Genomic DNA, 17,104 nt, shown 5'->3' with positions numbered 1-17,104 from the left:
AACGGCGTGCGGAGCTGGCATCAGCCGTCCCGCGCGGCCTCCGACCGCCGGACCGATACCGGTCCGGCGCGCTGGCAGGTCTTCGGACTCGTGGGCTGTTTCCGGCCGGCCGGAGCCGGACGGGCGTTCCTACTGGCCGTCGCTTCCCAGGCCGTGGCCGGCCCAGTGCTTGATTGACGGCGGTCGTTCCCACTCACCGCTGCGGGGCAGTCCCGGATTCCCACCGGGTTCCCTGTTGCCACGACCGTCCTGGCGGGACGGCCGAACCAGCTGCGCTCGCCACCATATCTAGGTACGCCACAGAAGTCACACACAACATCTCGTGTCGGCGTTTCGCACACGCGTCACCACGGTGAGTGGGGAGGCGGCCGAGGTTCACTCCCGGTAGGACGAGCGTGCCGCCGACCACCGGAACGGAAATCGTCCGGTGACCCCGGCCACCGAGGGAAACCTTCGTGGACCGCTCGTCGGTGACGAGCCCGGTGACGGCAGCCGTGTCGCTGCCGTGCTTCTCCGCGGAGAAGTCGTAGAAGACCGTGCGCGCCAGCCGCAGGAGTTCGCCGGAGCCGAGGTCGACCGTGACCGTTGGCCGCCACGCGTGGGCATCGACCAGCGGAGGAACCCCGGGTCGGTCACCGCACCGAGCGAAGTCACCCGGCGATACCGAGGGTTGCGGCCGGTCCGTTCGCGTCGAGACGCCGCTCGGCACGCGCGTGGCGTCGACGGTCACGCCGGCCGCTCGTCGGGCCGGTGTCGCTCCGACGCGCAGAGTGAGCGTGCCCGGCTGTGCCGTCACGCCGTTGGGCAGGACGAAGACCCCGTCACGCACTACCGCAGGCTCGCCGTGATCAGTCGTCGGGTAGCGCAGCGCACGGTCCAGGACGTCGAGGGTCGGCACGTCCGGGTCGACCGTTCCCGCCACCGTTCCGAATCGGGAGGCGTAGGTCAGTACGGCGCTCCCGCCGGCAGCGGGTGAGAGGGACACCGTCTCGGGTGTCAGCTCACAGAACCGAGGCACGTTCCGGCTCCGAACACCACCATGGTCGCCCCCCGCGCCGCTGCGGTGAACAACGGGGTGCCGACAGTGGTGGGCGCGGCGGCCTGGCGACACCGGTTCACGTCATCGGCGGAGGCGCCCGTGCGGACGTGGTACCTCTGCTCCACGGGTGGCGCTTTCAGGTTCGCCGGAACATCCGGGCCGGCGGGCGCTGCCGTTGCTTGCGCCAGGTCCACGCCGTCGGGTGCGGTGTTCGGCTGCAGCGCGCCGGCCAGCATCTTCACCGCGAAGACCGCGGCCGCCGCACCGACTCCGGCCGCGACCGTCAGGCCGGACCGACGGCGTGGAGGTTGCATCAGCGCCTCGTGCACACGGCGGCGCGCCGCAGCGCGAACCGCTGCGGGAGGCGGGGGAAGTCGCCTGAGTCAGTCATCTCGCTCCTGGGCCGTCATCCGGTTGAGTCGCCCGCGTGCCCTGGCCAGCCGCGATTGCACGCTGTGCACGGAGATCCCCAGGATCTGAGCGGCGTCCTGGACCGAGGTCTCGCCCAACAGGAACAGCTGGACCGCCTCACGCTGAGCGCGCGGCAGGTCGTCCACGGCTGCGAGCACGCGGACGAGCCGATCAGCGGCGGCGGCGGGCGACCGCGGGTCGTCGCGGCGCCCCGACGGCCGCGGCGGCCTCGGCCGTCACACCGGTCCGCGACCAGCCTCCTGGACGAGCAGAGGAATGCCGGCGAAGCCTCGCTCGTCGTGGGCCGGCACCACCCGGACGAGGTCGGCGATCGCGATGATGCGTTCCCGGTCCACGGTCACCTGCTTGCGGTCGCTGTCGGCGAACAGCCGCATCAGGAAGAGGCGCTCGATGTTCTTTTCGATGCCCTCGAGTCGCCAGGTGAGATCGCCGATGAAGGCATAGCGCTCACCGGACGGGAGGGCGACGAAAACGATCACCGATCCCGTGGTGTGCCCGGCCGCCGGGACGATGACGATGGACCCGTCCCCGTAGAGGTCGTGGCTCTGCGCGAAGCCGAGGTAAGGGCCGCCGTCGAACGTGTACTCGCGTAACGGGTGGCCGGGCGAGAACGACGTGAAGATCTTGTCGGCGCCTTGCTTCTTGGCATAGGTCACCTCCGCGGCGGTGATCAGGACGGGCGCGGCCAGGTCGGGGACACCGCTGACGTGGTCCCAGTGCGAATGGGTGATGAGAATTCCCGACAGCCGGTGCGGGTCGTACCCGGCGGCCGCCAGTTGATCGACCACCGGAGAGCCGACCCGGTGCTCCACGCGGCGGTACCCGGGCAGCATCTGCTGGTGCTTCTCCACGTCCCGGCCGAGCCCCGCGTCGATCAGGACGTCGCCGGACGGGTGCTGGACGAGAACGGCCGTGGCCGCGAACTGGACCGTCTCGCGGCGTGAGCCGCCGCGAAGCGCCATGTTCGCCTTCGTCGAGTACGAGCCGGTGGGCAGTTGATGGATGGTCATGGTCACCGGCGGCGTGGCCGCGGGCAGAGGGGTGAGCGCTGGCACCGGGAAACTCCCTAGACGAGGAGATAACTACTGAACACATTGTTCAGTATATGCGATCGCAGGTTGATTGAATACACTTGGTTCATGGGCACGGACCCGGACGCCTCAGTCGATCCCCGCGTCGCGCGAACGCACCGCGACGTGGTCCGCACGGCTGCGGACCTGCTGATGTCGGGCGGGTGGGACACGGTCACCCATGCGGAGGTGGCCCGGCGCGCCGGCTACTCGAAGGCGACGCTGTACGCGCACTGGCCGACGCGTCTCGACCTGATCCGGGACGCCGTGACACAGATCTGCGACGAGGCTCGGCACCCCGAGCCCGGCGGCGACCTCCGAACCGACCTCGTCACGGGGTTGACCGACTTCGCCCAGGATCTGACCGGACGCCTCGCCCGCGTCCTCGGTGGTGTCATCGAGCGTTCGGGAACCGATCCGGTCGTCGAAGAGCTGCGTCGTTTGCTCTACGACACGGGCACACGAATGCTTCGGACGGTTCTGGAAACCCACCTCGACGCCCGGGACGTCGACCCGGTTCTGGCTCTCCTCGCCGGCGGGATCTTCGTGCGCATCGCCTTCGAAGGACTGGTCGCGACCCCGGAACTCATCGAGGACCTCGTGGTTCGCGCACTCGCATCCGTTCAGCTCCCGGCCGGTTCTGACGGGCAGGCATCCTGAGCAGCGCGGCCGTACCGCTCTCCTGACGTCCCGGCGGGTCCGCAACCGGCCGGTCGGTGCAGGCGCTCAGCCCTGACGGGGGCCCCAGCCTTCGACGGCGTCGAAGCGCGGACTGAAGGCTAATGCCATCGGCCTTCGCGATTCGGGGCCTCATCCGTAGTCCACTGGCCGGGCGTACCACCGAGACTCTGGACATCACGTGCCGGATCCGGTCGCACTCCGGCCGAGTCGGTGATCGGATCACCGCGCGGAGGTGCGCGGGGACCTACAGCCTCGACCGGTTCCGGGGCGCCTGCGGCTCGCCCGGCGACGCAGCCGAAGAGTCCCGGCGGAGTTCGGCACGAACACCCCACGGGGGGCGAAGTGCGGGTTCTCCATGACCGTCGGGGGTTCCGACCGGCGACACCGGAATCCGGAACGCGCTCGCCCGAACGCCCCCGGCGGCTGCCGGTCCGCAGCGCCAAAGCCGTAGCAGGGGTGCGGATGACATGTGTTCATCGTCGGGAGCGAGCGTGGCGCCGAACCAGACTCGTTCCCGCTCACCGGGAGCCCGCTCAGGCGAAGCGGACCGTGCCGCCGTCGACCGCGGCGCCCCGCTCGGAGAGCACGTCGAACGCTCCCCCGGCGTAACCGCGGACGGTCACGGTCTCGCCGGGAAACACCGGCGCGGCGAAGCGGCCGGAGAGTTCGCTCAGGTCGGCGGGGTGGGCGCCCACCTCCTCGGCCAGGGCGACGGACGCGATCGCCAGCGTGGCCAGGCCGTGCAGGATCGGGCGCGGCTGGCCGATACCGGCTGCTGCCTCCGGATCGACGTGGATGGCGTGCGTGTCGCCGAGCAGCCGGTAGAGCACCGCGACGTTCGGTGCGATCGACACCGCGGCGGTGCTGGTCGGCGGGGTGTCCGGCGGCGCGGGACGGCCGGGCCCGCGCTCGCCGCCGAAGCCGCCGCGGCCCGGGGCGAACAGGGTCCAGGTGGCGACGAAACAGCGGCTCTCGACGACGACGTCGAAGATCGCCGCGCTGCCTTTGTCCCAGACGTCGCCGACTCGCGCGGCGAGCGTCAGTTCCCCGGCCGGCGGCAGGGGCTCGAGGACGGTGAGCCGCTGGGCGCCGTGCAGGGTGGTGCCGACGTCGAACGCACCGGCGGAGCCGAGCGCATCGGGTGCCCACTGGGCGAGCGTGAGCGCGAACGGCGGCAGGACCCTCAGGTGCTTCTCGTAGACCAGGTCGAGCTGATCCGGGCGGGCGCCGACCGCCAGCGCGTAGAGGATCGCGTCCCGCTCGGTCCAGCGCACGGTGCGGTCGCCGAGCGGGCGGCCGGCCCAGTCCCCGGCCGTCGCCGGGCTCACGCCCGCGCCCCGTCGGGCTGAGCCGCCGGGGCCGGGCGGGCGCCGTAGACCGGCTCGGGAGCGGCGGCGCGGCCCAGCAGCTCCCGCAGGGCCGGGCCGACGTCAGCGGCGTCCCAGCGGGCACCCAGATCGTGGGCCGGCCCGTGCCGCCAGGCGTCCTCGACGCAGATCTGCCCGCCTTCGATCTCGATCACGCGTCCGGTGACGTCACCGGCTTCGGCGCTCGCGAGCCACGCGACGACCGGGGACACGTTCGCCGGGTCCATCGCGTCGAAACCGTCGGCGGGCTTGGCCATCTTCGTCGCGAACGGCCCGTCGGTCATCCGGGTCCGCGCGGACGGGGCGATCGCGTTGACCGTGACCCCGTACGGCGCGAGCTCTTCGGCCGCGACCAGCGTGAGCCCGGCGATGCCCGCCTTGGCCGCCGAGTACGTGCCCTGGCCCACGCTGCCCTGCAGGCCCGCGCCGGAGGACGTGTTGATCACCCGGGCCGCCCGGGGCCGCCCGGCCTTCGCCTCGCGTCGCCAGTACGCCGCCGCGTGCCGCAGCATCGCGAAATGTCCTTTGAGGTGGACGCGGACCACCGCGTCCCACTCCTCTTCGGACGTGTTGACGAGCATCCGGTCCCGGACGAAGCCGGCGTTGTTGACCAGGACGTCCAGCCCGCCGAACGTCTCGACGGCCTGCGCGACCAACGCCTCCGCGGCCGCGAAATCGGCGACGTCGGCGCCGTTCGTCACCGCCTCGCCCCCGGCGGCCCTGATCGCCGCCGCGACCTGCTCGGCCGGCGTCCTCGACGCCCCCTCGCCCGAACCTGACGTGCCGAGGTCGTTGACCACCACCGCGGCCCCCTGCCGGGCGAGCTCCAACGCGTGCGCGCGACCCAGCCCGCGGCCCGCGCCGGTGACGATGGCAACGCGGCCTTCGAGGATGCCGGTCATCCACGCTCCTTCACAAGCCAGGCTTCCGCTGACCAAGCGACTGCTACGCTACCAAGCAATCGCTAGGTTAGGAAACGAGCCATGACTCTTTCGATCCAGCTCGTGGACGGCACGATCGGCGTCGTCACGATGGACTATCCGCCGGTCAACGCAGTGCCCGTCGCCGGCTGGTCCGCTATCGCCGACGCCATGCGATCACTCGGGGACGACCCCACCGTGCACGTGGTCGTGCTCCGGGCCGAGGGGCGCGGGTTCAACGCCGGCGTCGACATCAAAGAAATGCAGCGTACGACCGGCTTCGACGCGCTGATCGGCGCGAACAAAGGGTGTTACGCCGCGTTCAAGGCGATCTACGAATGCCCGGTGCCGGTCATCGCGTCCGTGCACGGTTTCTGCCTCGGCGGCGGCGTCGGCCTGGTCGGCACCTGCGACACGCTGGTCGCGAGCGAGGACGCGTACTTCGGCGTGCCCGAGGTCGACCGGGGCGCACTCGGAGCCGCGACGCACCTCTCCCGGCTGGTACCGCAGCAGCTCATGCGCACGATGTATTTCACCGGCCGCACGATCCCCGCGGCCGAACTGCAGCGCCACGGGTCGGTGCTCGACGTCGTACCGCGGGACAAGCTGCAGGACGCGACGCTCGAGGTGGCGCGGGAGATCGCGGCCAAGGACACCCGGGTGATCCGCGCCGCGAAGGAAGCGCTCAACGGCATCGAGCCGGTGGACGTCAACCGCAGCTACCGGTTCGAGCAGGGCTTCACGTTCGAGCTCAACCTCGCCGGGGTCGCCGACGAGCACCGCGACGCGTTCGTGCGCGACGGCAAACCGTGACCGCCACCCGTTTCTCGACGCCGCTCACCGAGCTGACCGGGGTCGAGCACCCGATCGTCCAGACCGGAATGGGGTGGGTCGCCGGGCCGCGGCTGGTCTCGGCCACGGCCGAGGCCGGCGCCCTCGGCCTGCTCGCCTCGGCGACGATGAGCATCGATCAGCTGGAGAAGGCGATCCTGGAGGTTCAGGAGCGCACCGACCGCCCGTTCGGCGTCAACCTCCGCGCGGACGCGAGCGACGCCGGCGCCCGGGTGGACCTGCTCATCCGGTACGGCGTCAAGGTGGCGTCGTTCGCGCTCGCACCCAAACCCGAGCTCATCGCGAGGCTGAAGGAGCACGACGTCGTCGTCATGCCGTCAGTCGGTGCGGCCAAGCACGCCCGCAAGGTCGCCTCCTGGGGCGCGGACCTCGTGCTGGTGCAGGGCGGTGAGGGCGGCGGCCACACCGGCCCGGTCCCCACGACGCTGCTCCTGCCCTCGGTGCTCGACGCGGTCGACATCCCGGTCATCGCGGCGGGCGGGTTCTTCGACGGGCGCGGGCTGGCCGCCGCACTCTCCTACGGCGCCGCCGGCATCGGTATGGGCACCCGCTTCCTGCTCACCAGCGACAGCGCGGTACCGGACGCGATCAAACAGAAGTACCTGGAGTTCGGCCTCACCGGCACGGTCGTGACCACGAAGGCCGACGGCATGCCGCACCGCCTGCTGCGCACGCCGTTCATCGAGGCCCTGGAGTCCGGGAACCGCGTGCGCCGGGCCGCGTCCACGGTCCGTCGCGCGCTGGCCTACAAGCGGATGAGCGGCGCGTCCTGGCGCTCGCTGGTCTCCGACGGCTGGTCGATGACGCGCGGCAGCGACCGGTCGTGGACGCAGACGATGCAGGCCGCGAACACCCCGATGCTGCTCAAGGCCGGCCTCGTCGACGGCGACACCTCGGCCGGGATGCTCGCGTCCGGACAGGCCGTCGGCGTGATCGACGACCTCCCCTCGTGCGAGGAGCTCGTGGCCCGGATCGTCGCCGACGCGGTGACCCACCTCACCGCCGCCCACGCGGCCCTCGTCCCGCCCACCCCGGCGGGCGCGGAGCCGGGCGCGGAGCCGGGCCCGCCGCCGAAACGCTGACGCGTGCGGGGGGCCACGCGGTACGTGGACCCCCCGTCGACGTACCGCGACGCCGGGTCACCGGCGCCGCGCCGGTGGGTCAGAGCCGCTCGAGGATCGTGACGTTGGCCTGGCCGCCGCCCTCGCACATGACCTGGAGGCCGTAGCGGCCGCCGGTGCGCTCGAGCTCGTGCAGCAGGCTGGTCATCAGCCGGGTGCCGGTCGCGCCGATCGGATGGCCGAGCGCGATCGCGCCGCCGTTGACGTTGGTCTTGTCCAGATCGGCGCCGAGTTCCTGCGCCCAGGCCAGCACGACCGACGCGAACGCCTCGTTCACCTCGAACAGGTCGATGTCGTCGATCTTCATCCCGGTTTTCTCCAGCGCTCGCCGGGTGGCCGGGATCGGGCCGGTGAGCATCCACACCGGATCGTCGGCCAGCACGCCGAGGTGGTGCACCCGCGCCCTGGGCGCGAGCCCGTGGGTCCTCACGGCGGCCTCCGACGCGATCAGCATCGCGCTGGCCGCATCGCTGATCTGGGACGCGAGCGCCGCGGTGAGCCGCCCGCCCGCCCGGAGCGGCGCCAGCCCCGCCATCTTCTCCGGCGACGTCCCCCGGCGCGGCCCCTCGTCGGTCGTGAAGTCCCCGACCGGCTCGATCTCCCGCGCGAAGTGCCCGGCGTCGATCGCGGCCAGCGCCCGGGTGTGCGACGCCAGCGCGAACTCCTCCATCCGCTGCCGGGAGATCCCCCACTTCTCCGCGATCATCTCCGCGGACCGGAACTGGGAGACCTCCTGATCGCCGTAGCGGGCCCGCCACCCCGGCGATTCGGCGAACGGCGTCGCGAACCCGAACTGCTGCCCGACGACCATCGCCGAGGAGATCGGGATCGCGGACATGTTCTGCACGCCCCCGGCGACGACCAGGTCCGCGGTCCCGGACATCACCGCCTGCGCGGCGAAGTGCACCGCCTGCTGCGACGAACCGCACTGCCGGTCGATCGTCACCCCGGGGACGTGGTCGGGTAGCCCGGCGACCAGCCACGCGGTCCGCGCGACGTCACCGGCCTGGGAGCCGATCGTGTCGCAGCAACCGAGGATGACGTCGTCGACCGCGGCCGGGTCGACGCCACTGCGGCGCATCAACGCGGCCAGCGCGTGGCCGCCGAGATCGGCGGAGTGCATGCCCGCCAGCGAGCCGCCCCGCCTCCCCACCGGGGTGCGGACCGCCTCGACGATGTAGGCCTCTGGCACGGGAACTCCTCAGGGGTGCTGGCTGCTGACGGAGACGACCTCGCCGGTCAGGTACGACGAGTAGGCACTGGCGAGGAACACGATCACGTTGGCGACCTCCCACGGCTCCGCGGCCCGCCCGAACGCCTCCCGGGCGGTGAGCTCGGCGAGTGCTTCGTCGGTGGTGACCTTGGCGAGGAACGGGTGCATCGCCAGGCTCGGCGAAACGGCGTTGACGCGGATGCCGTGCGGAGCCAGATCGATCGCCGAGCACCGGGTCAACGCCATCACCCCCGCCTTCGCGGCGGCGTAGTGCGCCTGCCCGGCCTGGGCCCGCCAGCCGACGACCGACGCGTTGTTGACGATCACGCCCGCGCGTCCGGCGGCCACCAGCCGGCGGCCGACCGCCCGGGTGCAGCGCATGGTGCCGGTGAGCGTGATGTCCAGCACCCTGGACCACTGTTCGTCGGTCATTTCGAGGATCGACGCGGTGCCACCGAGCCCGGCGTTGTTGACCAGCACGTCGACGCCGCCGAACGGCTCCGCGGCGTCCAGGAGCGTCGTCACGTCCTCCTCGTTCGTGACGTCGCAGAGGACCGCGTCCACCCGGGAAGCGCCGAACTCGGCCCGGAGCGTCTCGACCGCCTCGTCGAGCCGGCGCTTGTGGACGTCGCCGAGCACCACCGCGCGCGCGTCCTCCTCCAAGCACTTGCGGGCGACCGCTGCCCCGATACCGGCGCCGGCCGCGGCGGTCACCACCACCGTGCGGTCGGCCAGCAGCGAGTGACCCGGCACGTACTGAGGAATCACGGGCGGGGCTCCTTCGGTAGGCCGAGCACCCGCTCGGCGAGGATGGTGCGCTGCACCTCGTCCGAACCGCCGTAGAGCGTGTCGGCGCGGGAGAACAAATAGAGCGTCTGGGCGTCGTCGAGGTCGTACGGCGGCCCGACGGTGAGCCCGGCGGCGCCACGCACGCCCATCGCCAGCTCGCCGAGGTCCCGGTGCCAGCGGGCCCAGAGCAGCTTCTGCACCGGGCCCGCACCGGGTCCCGGATCGCCGGACAACGTCCGCAACGCGTGCGTACGCAGCACCTCGAGGCCCAGTTTGGCGCGGGCGATCCGGTCGGCGATCAACGGATCGTCGAACGAGCCGTTGGCCCGGGCCTCGGCGACGATCACCGCCAGCTCGCGCGCGAAGCCGACCTGCTGTCCGATCGTCGAGACACCGCGCTCGAAGCCGAGCGTGGCCATCGCGACCCGCCACCCGTCGCCGGGCTCACCCACGACGAGGTCGGCACGCGTGCGCGCCCCGGAGAAGAACACCTCGTTGAACTCCGACGTGCCGGTCAGCTGTTGGATCGGCCGGATCTCGACGCCCGGCTGATCCAGCGGGACCAGCAGGTAGGACAGCCCGGCGTGCCGACGCGAGCCCGGCTCGGTACGAACCACCGCGAAACACCAGTCGGCGTGGTGGGCCAGCGACGTCCAGATCTTCTGCCCGTCGATCACCCACTCCTCGCCGTCCCGACGCGCCCGCGTGCGGACGTTCGACAGGTCGGACCCGGCCTCGGGCTCGGAGTAACCCTGGCACCACAGCTCGGTCACGTCGACGATCCGGGGCAGGAAGCGTGCCTTCTGGGCCTCGCTGCCCAGCGCGATCAGCGTCGGGCCGAGCAGTTCCTCACCGAGGTGATTGACGCGTGCGGGCGCGTCGGCCCGGGCGTACTCCTCGTGGAAGACCACCTGCTGGAGCAGGCTCAGCCCCCGGCCGCCGTACTCCGTCGGCCACCCCAGGCACGTCCAGCCGTGCGTGGCGAGATGCCGGTTCCACCCGATCCGCTCGTCGTAGGCCTCGTGCTCCCGCCCGGATCCGCCGAGCCCGCGCAGCGCGGCGAACTCACCGGTCAGGTTGTCGGCGAGCCAGGTCCGGACCTCTTCGCGGAATGCTCTCTCCTCCGGGAAGGCGTCCTCGGACGAGCGAGTCAGTCCCACGGGCTCCTCCTTGTCACTGCCACCATCGGACCCTACTTCACCAAGCACTTGTTTGGTAGCGTGCGTCGAAGCAGCTGATCCAGGAGGAACGTTCATGACGACATTCGAGCCCCACGTCGAGGACGGCGAACCGGTCGTCACCTACGAGGTGCGGGGCCCGGTCGCGGTCGTCACGGTCAACCGTCCGAAGTACACGAACGCCCAGAACTCCAAGGTCACCTACGCTCTCGACGCGGCGTTCGTCCGCGCCGTCGACGACGACACGGTCAAGGTCATCGTGCTCGCCGGGAACGGCAGACACTTCAGCGGCGGTCACGACATCGGCACCCCCGGCCGCGACATCGACGAACCGTTCCAGCGCAAGGCCGCGACCGACAAGCAGGCCGCCGCGGAGGCCGCACAGCGCGCCGGGAGCCCCGCGTGACCGCTCCCAGCGGGCCGGTGTTCCTCGGCGATCCGGACGCGATGGGCGACCCGGACCGCCGCGATCCCGGCATCGGTATCGGCATCGGCCTCACCGACGCCGAACGACTCCTGGGGCTTCCCCGCGGCAGCGACCGGAGGGCCACGGCATGAGGTTCGCACTCTCCGAGGAACAACGCGCTTTCGGCGATGCGCTCGATGCGCTGCTCACGGCCGCGGACGTCCCCCGGGTGACCCGCAGGTGGGCCGACGGGGACCCGGCCGGAGGCCTGCGACTCTGGGCGCGCCTGGCCGAGCTCGGCGTCACCGGGCTGGGCATCCCCGAGGAGCACGGCGGTCTCGGCGGCACGCCGCTCGACGTCGCGGTGGCGCTCGAGCGGCTCGGCTACCACGGCGTACCGGGGCCGTGGATCGAGACCGTCGCGCTCGCCCCCGCCCTGCTCGCCGACGCCGACCCGACGGTCCTGCCCGAACTGGCGAAGGGCACCGCCCGCATCACCTGCGCCGCGCCGCCCTGGGCCCCGTACGCACTGGACACCGACACCGCGACCCACGTCTATCTGCTCACCGACGAGACGCTCGCGCGTGCCCGCGCGGGCGACCCGCTGCGGTCGGTCGACCCGGCGCGGCGGCTCTCGGCCCTCACCCCGGTGGAGAACCTCGGCCGGGTCGACGGTCGCGCGGTCGACGCGGTGACGCTGGGCGCAGCCGCGTGGCTGGTCGGCGCCGGCCAGCGGCTGCTCGACGACACGGTCACCTACGTGGGTACTCGTCGCCAGTTCGGCCGGGTCGTCGGCGAGTACCAGGCCGTCAAACACGCGCTCGCGGACGTCCTCGTCGGTCTGGACTTCGCGCGCCCACTCGTGCACGGGGCCGCCCGCGCACTGGCCGCCGGACACGGCTCGGCGGAGGCCTCCGGCGCGAAGGTTCTCGCGTCCGACGCGGCCCACCGCGCCGCCCGAACCGCGCTGCAGTTGCACGGCGCGATCGGCTACACCCGCGAGTTCGACCTGAGCCTCTGGCTACTCCGGGTCCGCGCGCTGGTCGGCGCCTGGGGCACCCCGGCGTTCCACCGGGCCCGGGTCGCGACGGCCCTGCGGGGGGCCTGATGCGCTCCGAACTCGACGACGATCAAAAGGCGCTCGCCGACGCGGTGACCCGCCTGGTCCGGCGCCGGTCCGAGGTCGTCGACCTGCGCGCGGCCGTCGCGTCCCCGCTCGGCTACGACACGACCTTGTGGACGACGCTCTGCGAGCAGATCGGTGCCGCCGCGCTGGCGATCCCCGAGGACGACGGTGGGGCCGGTTTCACGCTGGTGGAGACGTTCGTGGTGCTCGAAAGGCTCGGCGCAGAGCTGACGCCGTCGCCGCTGTTGGGCTCGGGCGTGCTCGCGGCACAGGCGATCCTCGCCGCCGCCGGCCCCGAGGATCGCGCCCGTCTCCTCCCCGGTCTCGCCGAGGGGCGCACCACCGGCGCGCTCGCCTGGGCCGACACCCGCGGCCGGTGGCGGACCGACGGCAGCGACGTACGGGCCGAGCGGACCGACGACGGCTGGCGCCTCTCCGGCACCTCCCCGCTCGTGCTCGACGGCACCGACGCGGACGTGCTCCTCGTGGTCGCGACGACCCCGGACGGCGTCGGCCTCTTCGAAGCCGGAAGCGGCGTCCGGCGCGATCCGACACCCGCCCTGGATCCGACCCTCCGATTCGCGACCGTCCACGTCGACGGCGCACCCGCGACCCCACTCGCCACCGACGCCGGGCCCGCGCTGTCCCGGCTGCGCGACGTCGCGGCGGTCGCGATCACCGCCCTGCAGGTGGGCGCGGCCCAGACCGCCCTCGACCGCACCGTCGAACACTTGACGACGCGGGTCCAGTTCGGCCGGCCGCTGGGGTCGTTCCAAGCGCTCAAGCATCGGGTCGCGGACCTGTACGTCCAGGTCGAGACCGCCCGCTCGATGTTCCTCGCCGCCGCACGGGCCGCCGCGCACGACCCGGACGACCTGCCCTACCGGGCCGCGTGCGCGAAGGCATGGTGCTCCGACGCGTTCAGCGCGGTGACCGCCGAGATGGTTCAGCTGCACGGCGGCATCGCGATCACCTGGGAGCACGACGCCCACCTGTACTTCAAACGCGCGCACGCCACCGCTCAGCTGTTCGGCTCCGCGCGCGAACACCGTCGACGGCTGCTGGAGTACGTGTGAGCGCGATCCATCACGTCGGACTCACCGTGAGCGACCTGGAGCGCTCGACCGACTTCTACGCCGACCTCCTCGGCGGCGACCGGCTCGGGCCGTTCGAACGCAGCGTGCGGGCGCTCTCCGAACCGATCGTGGCGAGTGCTCCGCTGGCCGGGCACCGCTGCGTCTACGTCCTCGACCCGGACCGGATCCGCGTCGAGCTGGTCGAGCCGCCGCACGAGTCGGCGGCCGACCCCTCAGCGAACGAGTAGGGAGACCGGATGGGCGACAAGACCCTGGCGCTGGCCGACGTGGCGGGCCACGTCGAGTCGGGCATGACGATCGGCATCGGCGGCTGGGGCTCCCGGCGCAAACCGATGGCCCTCGTGCGGCAGTTGCTGCGCAGCGACGTCACGGACCTGACCGTGGTCAGCTTCGGCGGTCCGGACGTCGGGCTGCTCTGCGCCGCCGGGAAGGTGCGCCGGGTCGTCTACGGGTTCGTCTCGCTGGACAGCATCCCGCTCGACCCGCACTTCCGGGCCGCGCGGGAGCAGCACGGCCTGCCGGTCACCGAGTACGACGAGGGCATGTTCGTCGCCGCGCTGCGGGCCGGGGCGAGCCGCTTGTCGTTCCTGCCGACCCGGGCCGGGTTGGAGAGCGACGTCATGCGCCGCAACCCCGAACTACGCACGGTCGCGTCCCCGTACGACGACGAGGTGTACGTGGCGGTGCCGGGCATCCGGCTCGACGTCGCACTGATCCACCTCAACCGCGGCGACGCCGCCGGCAACGGCCAGTACCTGGGCCCCGACCCGTACTTCGACGACGTGCTCGCGATGGCCGCCGACCGGACCATCCTCTCGGTGGAGAAGATCGTGTCGACGGCCGATCTGACGGCCACCGCCCCGCCGCAGTCGCTGCTGGTCAGCCGCCTGTTCACCCGTGCGGTCGTGGAAGCGCCGAACGGCGCCCACTTCACCTCGTGCGTCCCGGACTACGACCGCGACGAGGCGTTCCAGCGGCACTACGTCGCGAGCGCCGGTGATCCCGACGCCTGGCGGGCGTTCGCGGCCGCCTACCTCGCCGGTGACGAAGACCAGTACCAGGCCGCCGTGCGCAACCACGCGCTGGAAGGAGCACCGGCATGAGCGACGACGTCACCCGGGCCGAGATCTGCGTGATCGCCTGCGCCGACGCCTGGCGCGGCGCCGGCGAGGTACTCGCACACGCCGTCGGCACCGTTCCCACGATCAGCGCCCGCCTGGCCCGTCTCACCCACTCCCCCGACCTGGTGCTCACCGACGGCGAAGCGTTCCTGATGAGCGAGCCGCCGCCGCTGGGCGGCACCGCCGCCACCGGCGGCCAGATCGAGGGCTGGGCGCCGTTCCGCGCGATCTTCGACATCCTGAACTCCGGACGTCGCCAGAGCATGATGGGCGCCAGCCAGATCGACCGGTACGGCAATCAGAACATCTCGCTGATCGGCGACTGGGATCGCCCGAAGCGCCAGCTGATCGGAGCCCGGGGCGCGCCGGGCAACACCGTCAACCACCGCACCGACTACTGGGTGTCCCGGCACTCGGCGAAGGTGTTCGTGGAGCACGTCGACGTCGTCTGCGGGGTCGGCAACGACCGGGCACGGGCGCATCCGAGCGGCTCGTTGAAGTATCACGACCTCGGCGTGGTCGTCACGAACCTGGCGGTGCTCGGCTACGACGCCGACGGTCGCCTGGAGGTCCGTTCGCTGCACCCCGACGTCACCGCCGAGGAGGTGAAGGCCAACACCGGATTCCCGATCGACTGCTCCGACGCACCGCCGACCCGGCAGCCCACCCCGGACGAACTGCGGCTGATCCGGGCCGTGATCGACCCGGAGGGCCTGCGTGATCGGGAGGTGCGGGGCTGACGCTCACTCGGCGAGCAGGCCGCCGAACAACATCTTCTGGTACTGCTCGGCTACCGTCTCGTGGTCGAGCGCGCCGTCCGGGGAGTACCAGCGGACCGACCCCCACACCGAGTCCCGGATGAACCGATAGGCGATACCCGGCTCCAGGTCGCGCCGGAAGGTGCCCGCCTCCCGGCCGGCCGCGAGCACGTCCAGCCAGATCTTCGCGATGTCGGCGCTGATCTGGGCCACGTAGGAGAAATCCGGCAGGTGAGCGAGCAGCGACGACTCGTTCTGATAGAGCGCGACGGCGTGCGGGCGGTCGTGGATCGTGGCGATGGAGTAGCGGATGAGTCCCTCGAGTACCTGCCGCGGCCCCTCTTCCTCGGCGGCGATCGCGGCGAACGCACTGTGGAGGCTGCCCATGAAGTCCCGGAGGATCTCGTCGAGCATCGCCTCTTTGGAGTCGAAGTGGTGATAGAGGCTGCCGGACAGGATGCCCGCGGCGTCGCCGATGTCCCGCACGGTCGTCTGCGCGTAGCCGCGGGTCGCGAACATCTCCGCGGCGATCGCGAGCAACTCGCTCCGGCGTCCGAGCGACTTCTGGGACGTGGCGCGGCGCTTCGAGCGCGGCACCGACTCCGTCGAGACCATGGACTGCTCCCTTCCCCCGGTCCTGCCCGCTGACGAGCTTACCGAACAAGCAATTGCTCAAGGAGTCGGCGATGTTCACCGCACGGACGATGCTCCGACTCACCTACACCGACCTCGCCGTCGCGAAAGGAGTCAGCCAGCCCCAGGCAGTGCCGGCCACGCGCGAACCGGGTCGGCGGAGCGACCGCCTCGATGACACGGACCTTCACAAGACGTGATGTCCGCCACGACGCTACGGAGATCCATCCGCCCTCCACGATCGCCGTTCCCGCTCACCAGGAGACGGGTCGCCGCGGCCGTGCGGTCCCGGTCGGCCGGGCCGGTCGGTGCGGAGCCGTCAGCATCCTGACCGCCGGGTGGGACCGATGCGATCCGTCCGCGGCTGCGCGTCCGGACTCGCACGCTTGAGGGGAAGGGCGGTGTGGTGAAGGATTCGCGGAGAGGGGCCGGCCGGCCCGACGCCAGTTCGATCAGAGCTGAGCCATCCCGTCGGGCTCCGCATGGGCAGCGACGGGTATCAGAGCCGCTTCGGCTTTGTTCGAGCAGCTGGAGCAGTTGGGCTTCCTGCCCCGCATCGAGGTTGCGGGTGACAGCGGCTTCGAGGTCCGACCAGACGTCTTCGACCTGTGCGCGCAGCGGCTTCCGACCGGCCAATACGCGCCGCGCCCGCAACGTACGCGACGGCAACACCAGGGTCGCCTTGACCATCGACGATCTGAAGTCCCATCGGCCCTGGACCCCTCGGTACCTCCGCGTCCACGGCACCGCCGAGTTCGTCCGCCGCCACGGTCAGGAAGTCCTGAAAATCGTGCCCTCGACGAGCTGGAGCATGAACCTGTCCGGTCAGTGGTCTCCGGGCTCCGGCGTACCCGACCCCATCCGCAAGACCGATCACACCACTGTCAAGGAGAGCTGAGATGACCTCGAATCTTCCTTCGTTCGCGCCGGTGCCTTCGGGGGCCGAAGGTCCGGCCATCCCCGAGCACGGGTACCTGCGCCAGGAAATCGGCGACGGGTTACACCTCGTGACCGACGGCGTCTACCAGATGATGTTCCTGGTGACCGACGACGGCGTGATCGCGGTCGACGCCCCGCCGGCTCTCGGGCGCTCCATCCTGCCCGCCGTCGCTGAAGTCACCAGCAGGCCGGTGACCCACGTCGTCCACAGTCACCACCACTTCGATCACATCGGCGCAGCGTCGATCTATCCGCGGGACGCCCAGTGATGGGCCCACCGTGACACCGCCGCGCTGCTCTCCCGGCTGAACGACGAGCACCGGCCGCAGCCCACCGGGATCGTCGACGACAGCCACGTTCTG

Annotated in this window: 20 protein-coding genes, 2 pseudogenes and 1 riboswitch; of the genes and pseudogenes, 12 read left to right on the top strand and 10 right to left on the bottom strand. The window is 71.6% G+C overall.

All coding sequences use genetic code 11. From position 1 onward, the window contains the following. Nucleotides 1-70: 70 nt before the first annotated feature. Nucleotides 71-271, bottom strand: a riboswitch (cobalamin riboswitch). 725 nt (nt 272-996) lie between these two features. The 3 genes from CRYAR_RS17625 to CRYAR_RS17615 all read right to left on the bottom strand — a co-directional run bounded on the left by CRYAR_RS17625 (nt 997) and on the right by CRYAR_RS17615 (nt 2,526). Continuing rightward, on the bottom strand, nt 997-1,281 hold the full coding sequence (locus CRYAR_RS17625; protein ID WP_157017843.1) for a hypothetical protein: 285 nt from the start codon (nt 1,279-1,281) through the stop codon (nt 997-999). 141 nt (nt 1,282-1,422) lie between these two features. After that, nucleotides 1,423-1,608: an RNA polymerase sigma factor gene (locus tag CRYAR_RS17620; RefSeq protein WP_051570506.1), complete on the bottom strand. Its 186-nt coding sequence runs from the start codon at nt 1,606-1,608 to the stop codon at nt 1,423-1,425. Between the two features lie 78 nt (nt 1,609-1,686). Continuing rightward, nucleotides 1,687-2,526 (bottom strand): MBL fold metallo-hydrolase, encoded by an 840-nt coding sequence (locus tag CRYAR_RS17615; protein ID WP_035852207.1) that lies wholly within the window; start codon nt 2,524-2,526, stop codon nt 1,687-1,689. A 39-nt stretch (nt 2,527-2,565) separates the two neighbouring features. On the opposite strand from CRYAR_RS17615, the gene CRYAR_RS17610 reads away from it, so the two are divergent. Next, nucleotides 2,566-3,201, top strand: a complete 636-nt coding sequence (locus CRYAR_RS17610; RefSeq protein ID WP_211247510.1) for a TetR/AcrR family transcriptional regulator — start codon at nt 2,566-2,568, stop codon at nt 3,199-3,201. 554 nt (nt 3,202-3,755) lie between these two features. Here the strand turns inward: CRYAR_RS17610 and CRYAR_RS17605 are convergent. Both CRYAR_RS17605 and CRYAR_RS17600 read right to left on the bottom strand, forming a co-directional pair. After that, nucleotides 3,756-4,550: a MaoC/PaaZ C-terminal domain-containing protein gene (locus CRYAR_RS17605; protein WP_035852202.1), complete on the bottom strand. Its 795-nt coding sequence runs from the start codon at nt 4,548-4,550 to the stop codon at nt 3,756-3,758. Then, nucleotides 4,547-5,491 (bottom strand): SDR family oxidoreductase, encoded by a 945-nt coding sequence (locus tag CRYAR_RS17600; protein WP_035852200.1) that lies wholly within the window; start codon nt 5,489-5,491, stop codon nt 4,547-4,549. The genes CRYAR_RS17605 and CRYAR_RS17600 overlap by 4 nt, the downstream gene beginning before the upstream one ends. 81 nt (nt 5,492-5,572) lie before the next feature. On the opposite strand from CRYAR_RS17600, the gene CRYAR_RS17595 reads away from it, so the two are divergent. Both CRYAR_RS17595 and CRYAR_RS17590 read left to right on the top strand, forming a co-directional pair. Beyond that, on the top strand, nt 5,573-6,322 hold the full coding sequence (locus tag CRYAR_RS17595) for an enoyl-CoA hydratase family protein (protein ID WP_035852198.1): 750 nt from the start codon (nt 5,573-5,575) through the stop codon (nt 6,320-6,322). Next, nucleotides 6,319-7,443, top strand: coding sequence for an NAD(P)H-dependent flavin oxidoreductase (locus CRYAR_RS17590; RefSeq protein WP_051570502.1), 1,125 nt, complete (start codon nt 6,319-6,321; stop codon nt 7,441-7,443). Before CRYAR_RS17595 ends, CRYAR_RS17590 begins: the two co-directional genes overlap by 4 nt. Before the next feature lie 79 nt (nt 7,444-7,522). Here CRYAR_RS17590 and CRYAR_RS17585 read toward each other — a convergent pair whose 3' ends face one another. The 3 genes from CRYAR_RS17585 to CRYAR_RS17575 are packed head-to-tail and all read right to left on the bottom strand — an operon-like array spanning nt 7,523 to nt 10,644. Then, a complete protein-coding gene (locus CRYAR_RS17585) occupies nt 7,523-8,674 on the bottom strand; it encodes an acetyl-CoA C-acetyltransferase (RefSeq protein ID WP_035852194.1) in 1,152 nt (383 codons plus the stop codon). 9 nt (nt 8,675-8,683) lie between these two features. Further along, nucleotides 8,684-9,463: an SDR family oxidoreductase gene (locus CRYAR_RS17580; RefSeq protein WP_035852192.1), complete on the bottom strand. Its 780-nt coding sequence runs from the start codon at nt 9,461-9,463 to the stop codon at nt 8,684-8,686. Beyond that, entirely contained in the window at nt 9,460-10,644 is a 1,185-nt protein-coding gene (locus CRYAR_RS17575) for an acyl-CoA dehydrogenase family protein (RefSeq protein WP_051570500.1), read from the bottom strand. Before CRYAR_RS17575 ends, CRYAR_RS17580 begins: the two co-directional genes overlap by 4 nt. Nucleotides 10,645-10,738: 94 nt before the next feature. Here CRYAR_RS17575 and CRYAR_RS17570 point away from each other — a divergent pair. The 7 genes and pseudogenes from CRYAR_RS17570 to CRYAR_RS17545 form a co-directional block, all read left to right on the top strand. Then, a pseudogene (locus CRYAR_RS17570) lies at nt 10,739-11,011 on the top strand (enoyl-CoA hydratase-related protein); the annotation flags it as partial. A 53-nt stretch (nt 11,012-11,064) separates the two neighbouring features. Beyond that, the gene (locus CRYAR_RS47355; protein ID WP_157017841.1) at nt 11,065-11,220 is read left to right on the top strand and encodes a hypothetical protein; all 156 of its coding nucleotides are present in this window, start codon (nt 11,065-11,067) and stop codon (nt 11,218-11,220) included. Continuing rightward, nucleotides 11,217-12,176, top strand: a complete 960-nt coding sequence (locus tag CRYAR_RS17565; protein ID WP_035852185.1) for an acyl-CoA dehydrogenase family protein — start codon at nt 11,217-11,219, stop codon at nt 12,174-12,176. The genes CRYAR_RS47355 and CRYAR_RS17565 overlap by 4 nt, the downstream gene beginning before the upstream one ends. After that, nucleotides 12,176-13,270 (top strand): acyl-CoA dehydrogenase family protein, encoded by a 1,095-nt coding sequence (locus CRYAR_RS17560; protein ID WP_035852183.1) that lies wholly within the window; start codon nt 12,176-12,178, stop codon nt 13,268-13,270. The genes CRYAR_RS17565 and CRYAR_RS17560 overlap by 1 nt, the downstream gene beginning before the upstream one ends. Then, nucleotides 13,267-13,518, top strand: coding sequence for a VOC family protein (locus CRYAR_RS48115; RefSeq protein WP_051570498.1), 252 nt, complete (start codon nt 13,267-13,269; stop codon nt 13,516-13,518). The genes CRYAR_RS17560 and CRYAR_RS48115 overlap by 4 nt, the downstream gene beginning before the upstream one ends. Before the next feature lie 9 nt (nt 13,519-13,527). Next, nucleotides 13,528-14,394, top strand: coding sequence for a CoA transferase subunit A (locus tag CRYAR_RS17550; RefSeq protein WP_035852181.1), 867 nt, complete (start codon nt 13,528-13,530; stop codon nt 14,392-14,394). Next, nucleotides 14,391-15,152 carry a CoA-transferase subunit beta gene (locus CRYAR_RS17545; RefSeq protein ID WP_035852179.1) on the top strand — a complete coding sequence of 254 codons (762 nt, stop codon included), beginning with the start codon at nt 14,391-14,393 and terminating at the stop codon, nt 15,150-15,152. Before CRYAR_RS17550 ends, CRYAR_RS17545 begins: the two co-directional genes overlap by 4 nt. A 3-nt stretch (nt 15,153-15,155) precedes the next feature. Here the strand turns inward: CRYAR_RS17545 and CRYAR_RS17540 are convergent, their stop codons facing one another. After that, nucleotides 15,156-15,785 carry a TetR/AcrR family transcriptional regulator gene (locus CRYAR_RS17540; RefSeq protein ID WP_035852177.1) on the bottom strand — a complete coding sequence of 210 codons (630 nt, stop codon included), beginning with the start codon at nt 15,783-15,785 and terminating at the stop codon, nt 15,156-15,158. Nucleotides 15,786-15,898: 113 nt separating this feature from the next. Beyond that, nucleotides 15,899-16,027, bottom strand: a pseudogene (locus tag CRYAR_RS51320) (3-ketosteroid-9-alpha-hydroxylase); the annotation flags it as partial. Nucleotides 16,028-16,371: 344 nt separating this feature from the next. On the opposite strand from CRYAR_RS51320, the gene CRYAR_RS17535 reads away from it, so the two are divergent. Then, nucleotides 16,372-16,701, top strand: a complete 330-nt coding sequence (locus tag CRYAR_RS17535; protein WP_157017837.1) for a PNPOx family protein — start codon at nt 16,372-16,374, stop codon at nt 16,699-16,701. Between the two features lies 1 nt (nt 16,702). Next, nucleotides 16,703-17,011 (top strand): MBL fold metallo-hydrolase, encoded by a 309-nt coding sequence (locus CRYAR_RS43235; RefSeq protein ID WP_051570493.1) that lies wholly within the window; start codon nt 16,703-16,705, stop codon nt 17,009-17,011. Nucleotides 17,012-17,104 lie beyond the last annotated feature (93 nt).

The sequence above is a fragment of the Cryptosporangium arvum DSM 44712 genome (assembly GCF_000585375.1).
GTDB classification, from domain to species: domain Bacteria; phylum Actinomycetota; class Actinomycetes; order Mycobacteriales; family Cryptosporangiaceae; genus Cryptosporangium; species Cryptosporangium arvum.
This window is presented reverse-complemented; position numbering and strand designations above follow the sequence as displayed.

Bases quoted from the DNA above. Each gene is read 5' to 3' on its own strand.
- CRYAR_RS17600 (WP_035852200.1), bottom strand. From the start codon at position 5,491: ATGACCGGCATCCTCGAAGGCCGCGTTGCCATCGTCACCGGCGCGGGC.
- CRYAR_RS17595 (WP_035852198.1), top strand. From the start codon at position 5,573: ATGACTCTTTCGATCCAGCTCGTGGACGGCACGATCGGCGTCGTCACG.
- CRYAR_RS17565 (WP_035852185.1), top strand. From the start codon at position 11,217: ATGAGGTTCGCACTCTCCGAGGAACAACGCGCTTTCGGCGATGCGCTC.
- CRYAR_RS17560 (WP_035852183.1), top strand. From the start codon at position 12,176: ATGCGCTCCGAACTCGACGACGATCAAAAGGCGCTCGCCGACGCGGTG.
- CRYAR_RS17550 (WP_035852181.1), top strand. From the start codon at position 13,528: ATGGGCGACAAGACCCTGGCGCTGGCCGACGTGGCGGGCCACGTCGAG.
- CRYAR_RS17545 (WP_035852179.1), top strand. From the start codon at position 14,391: ATGAGCGACGACGTCACCCGGGCCGAGATCTGCGTGATCGCCTGCGCC.
- CRYAR_RS17540 (WP_035852177.1), bottom strand. From the start codon at position 15,785: ATGGTCTCGACGGAGTCGGTGCCGCGCTCGAAGCGCCGCGCCACGTCC.
- CRYAR_RS43235 (WP_051570493.1), top strand. From the start codon at position 16,703: ATGACCTCGAATCTTCCTTCGTTCGCGCCGGTGCCTTCGGGGGCCGAA.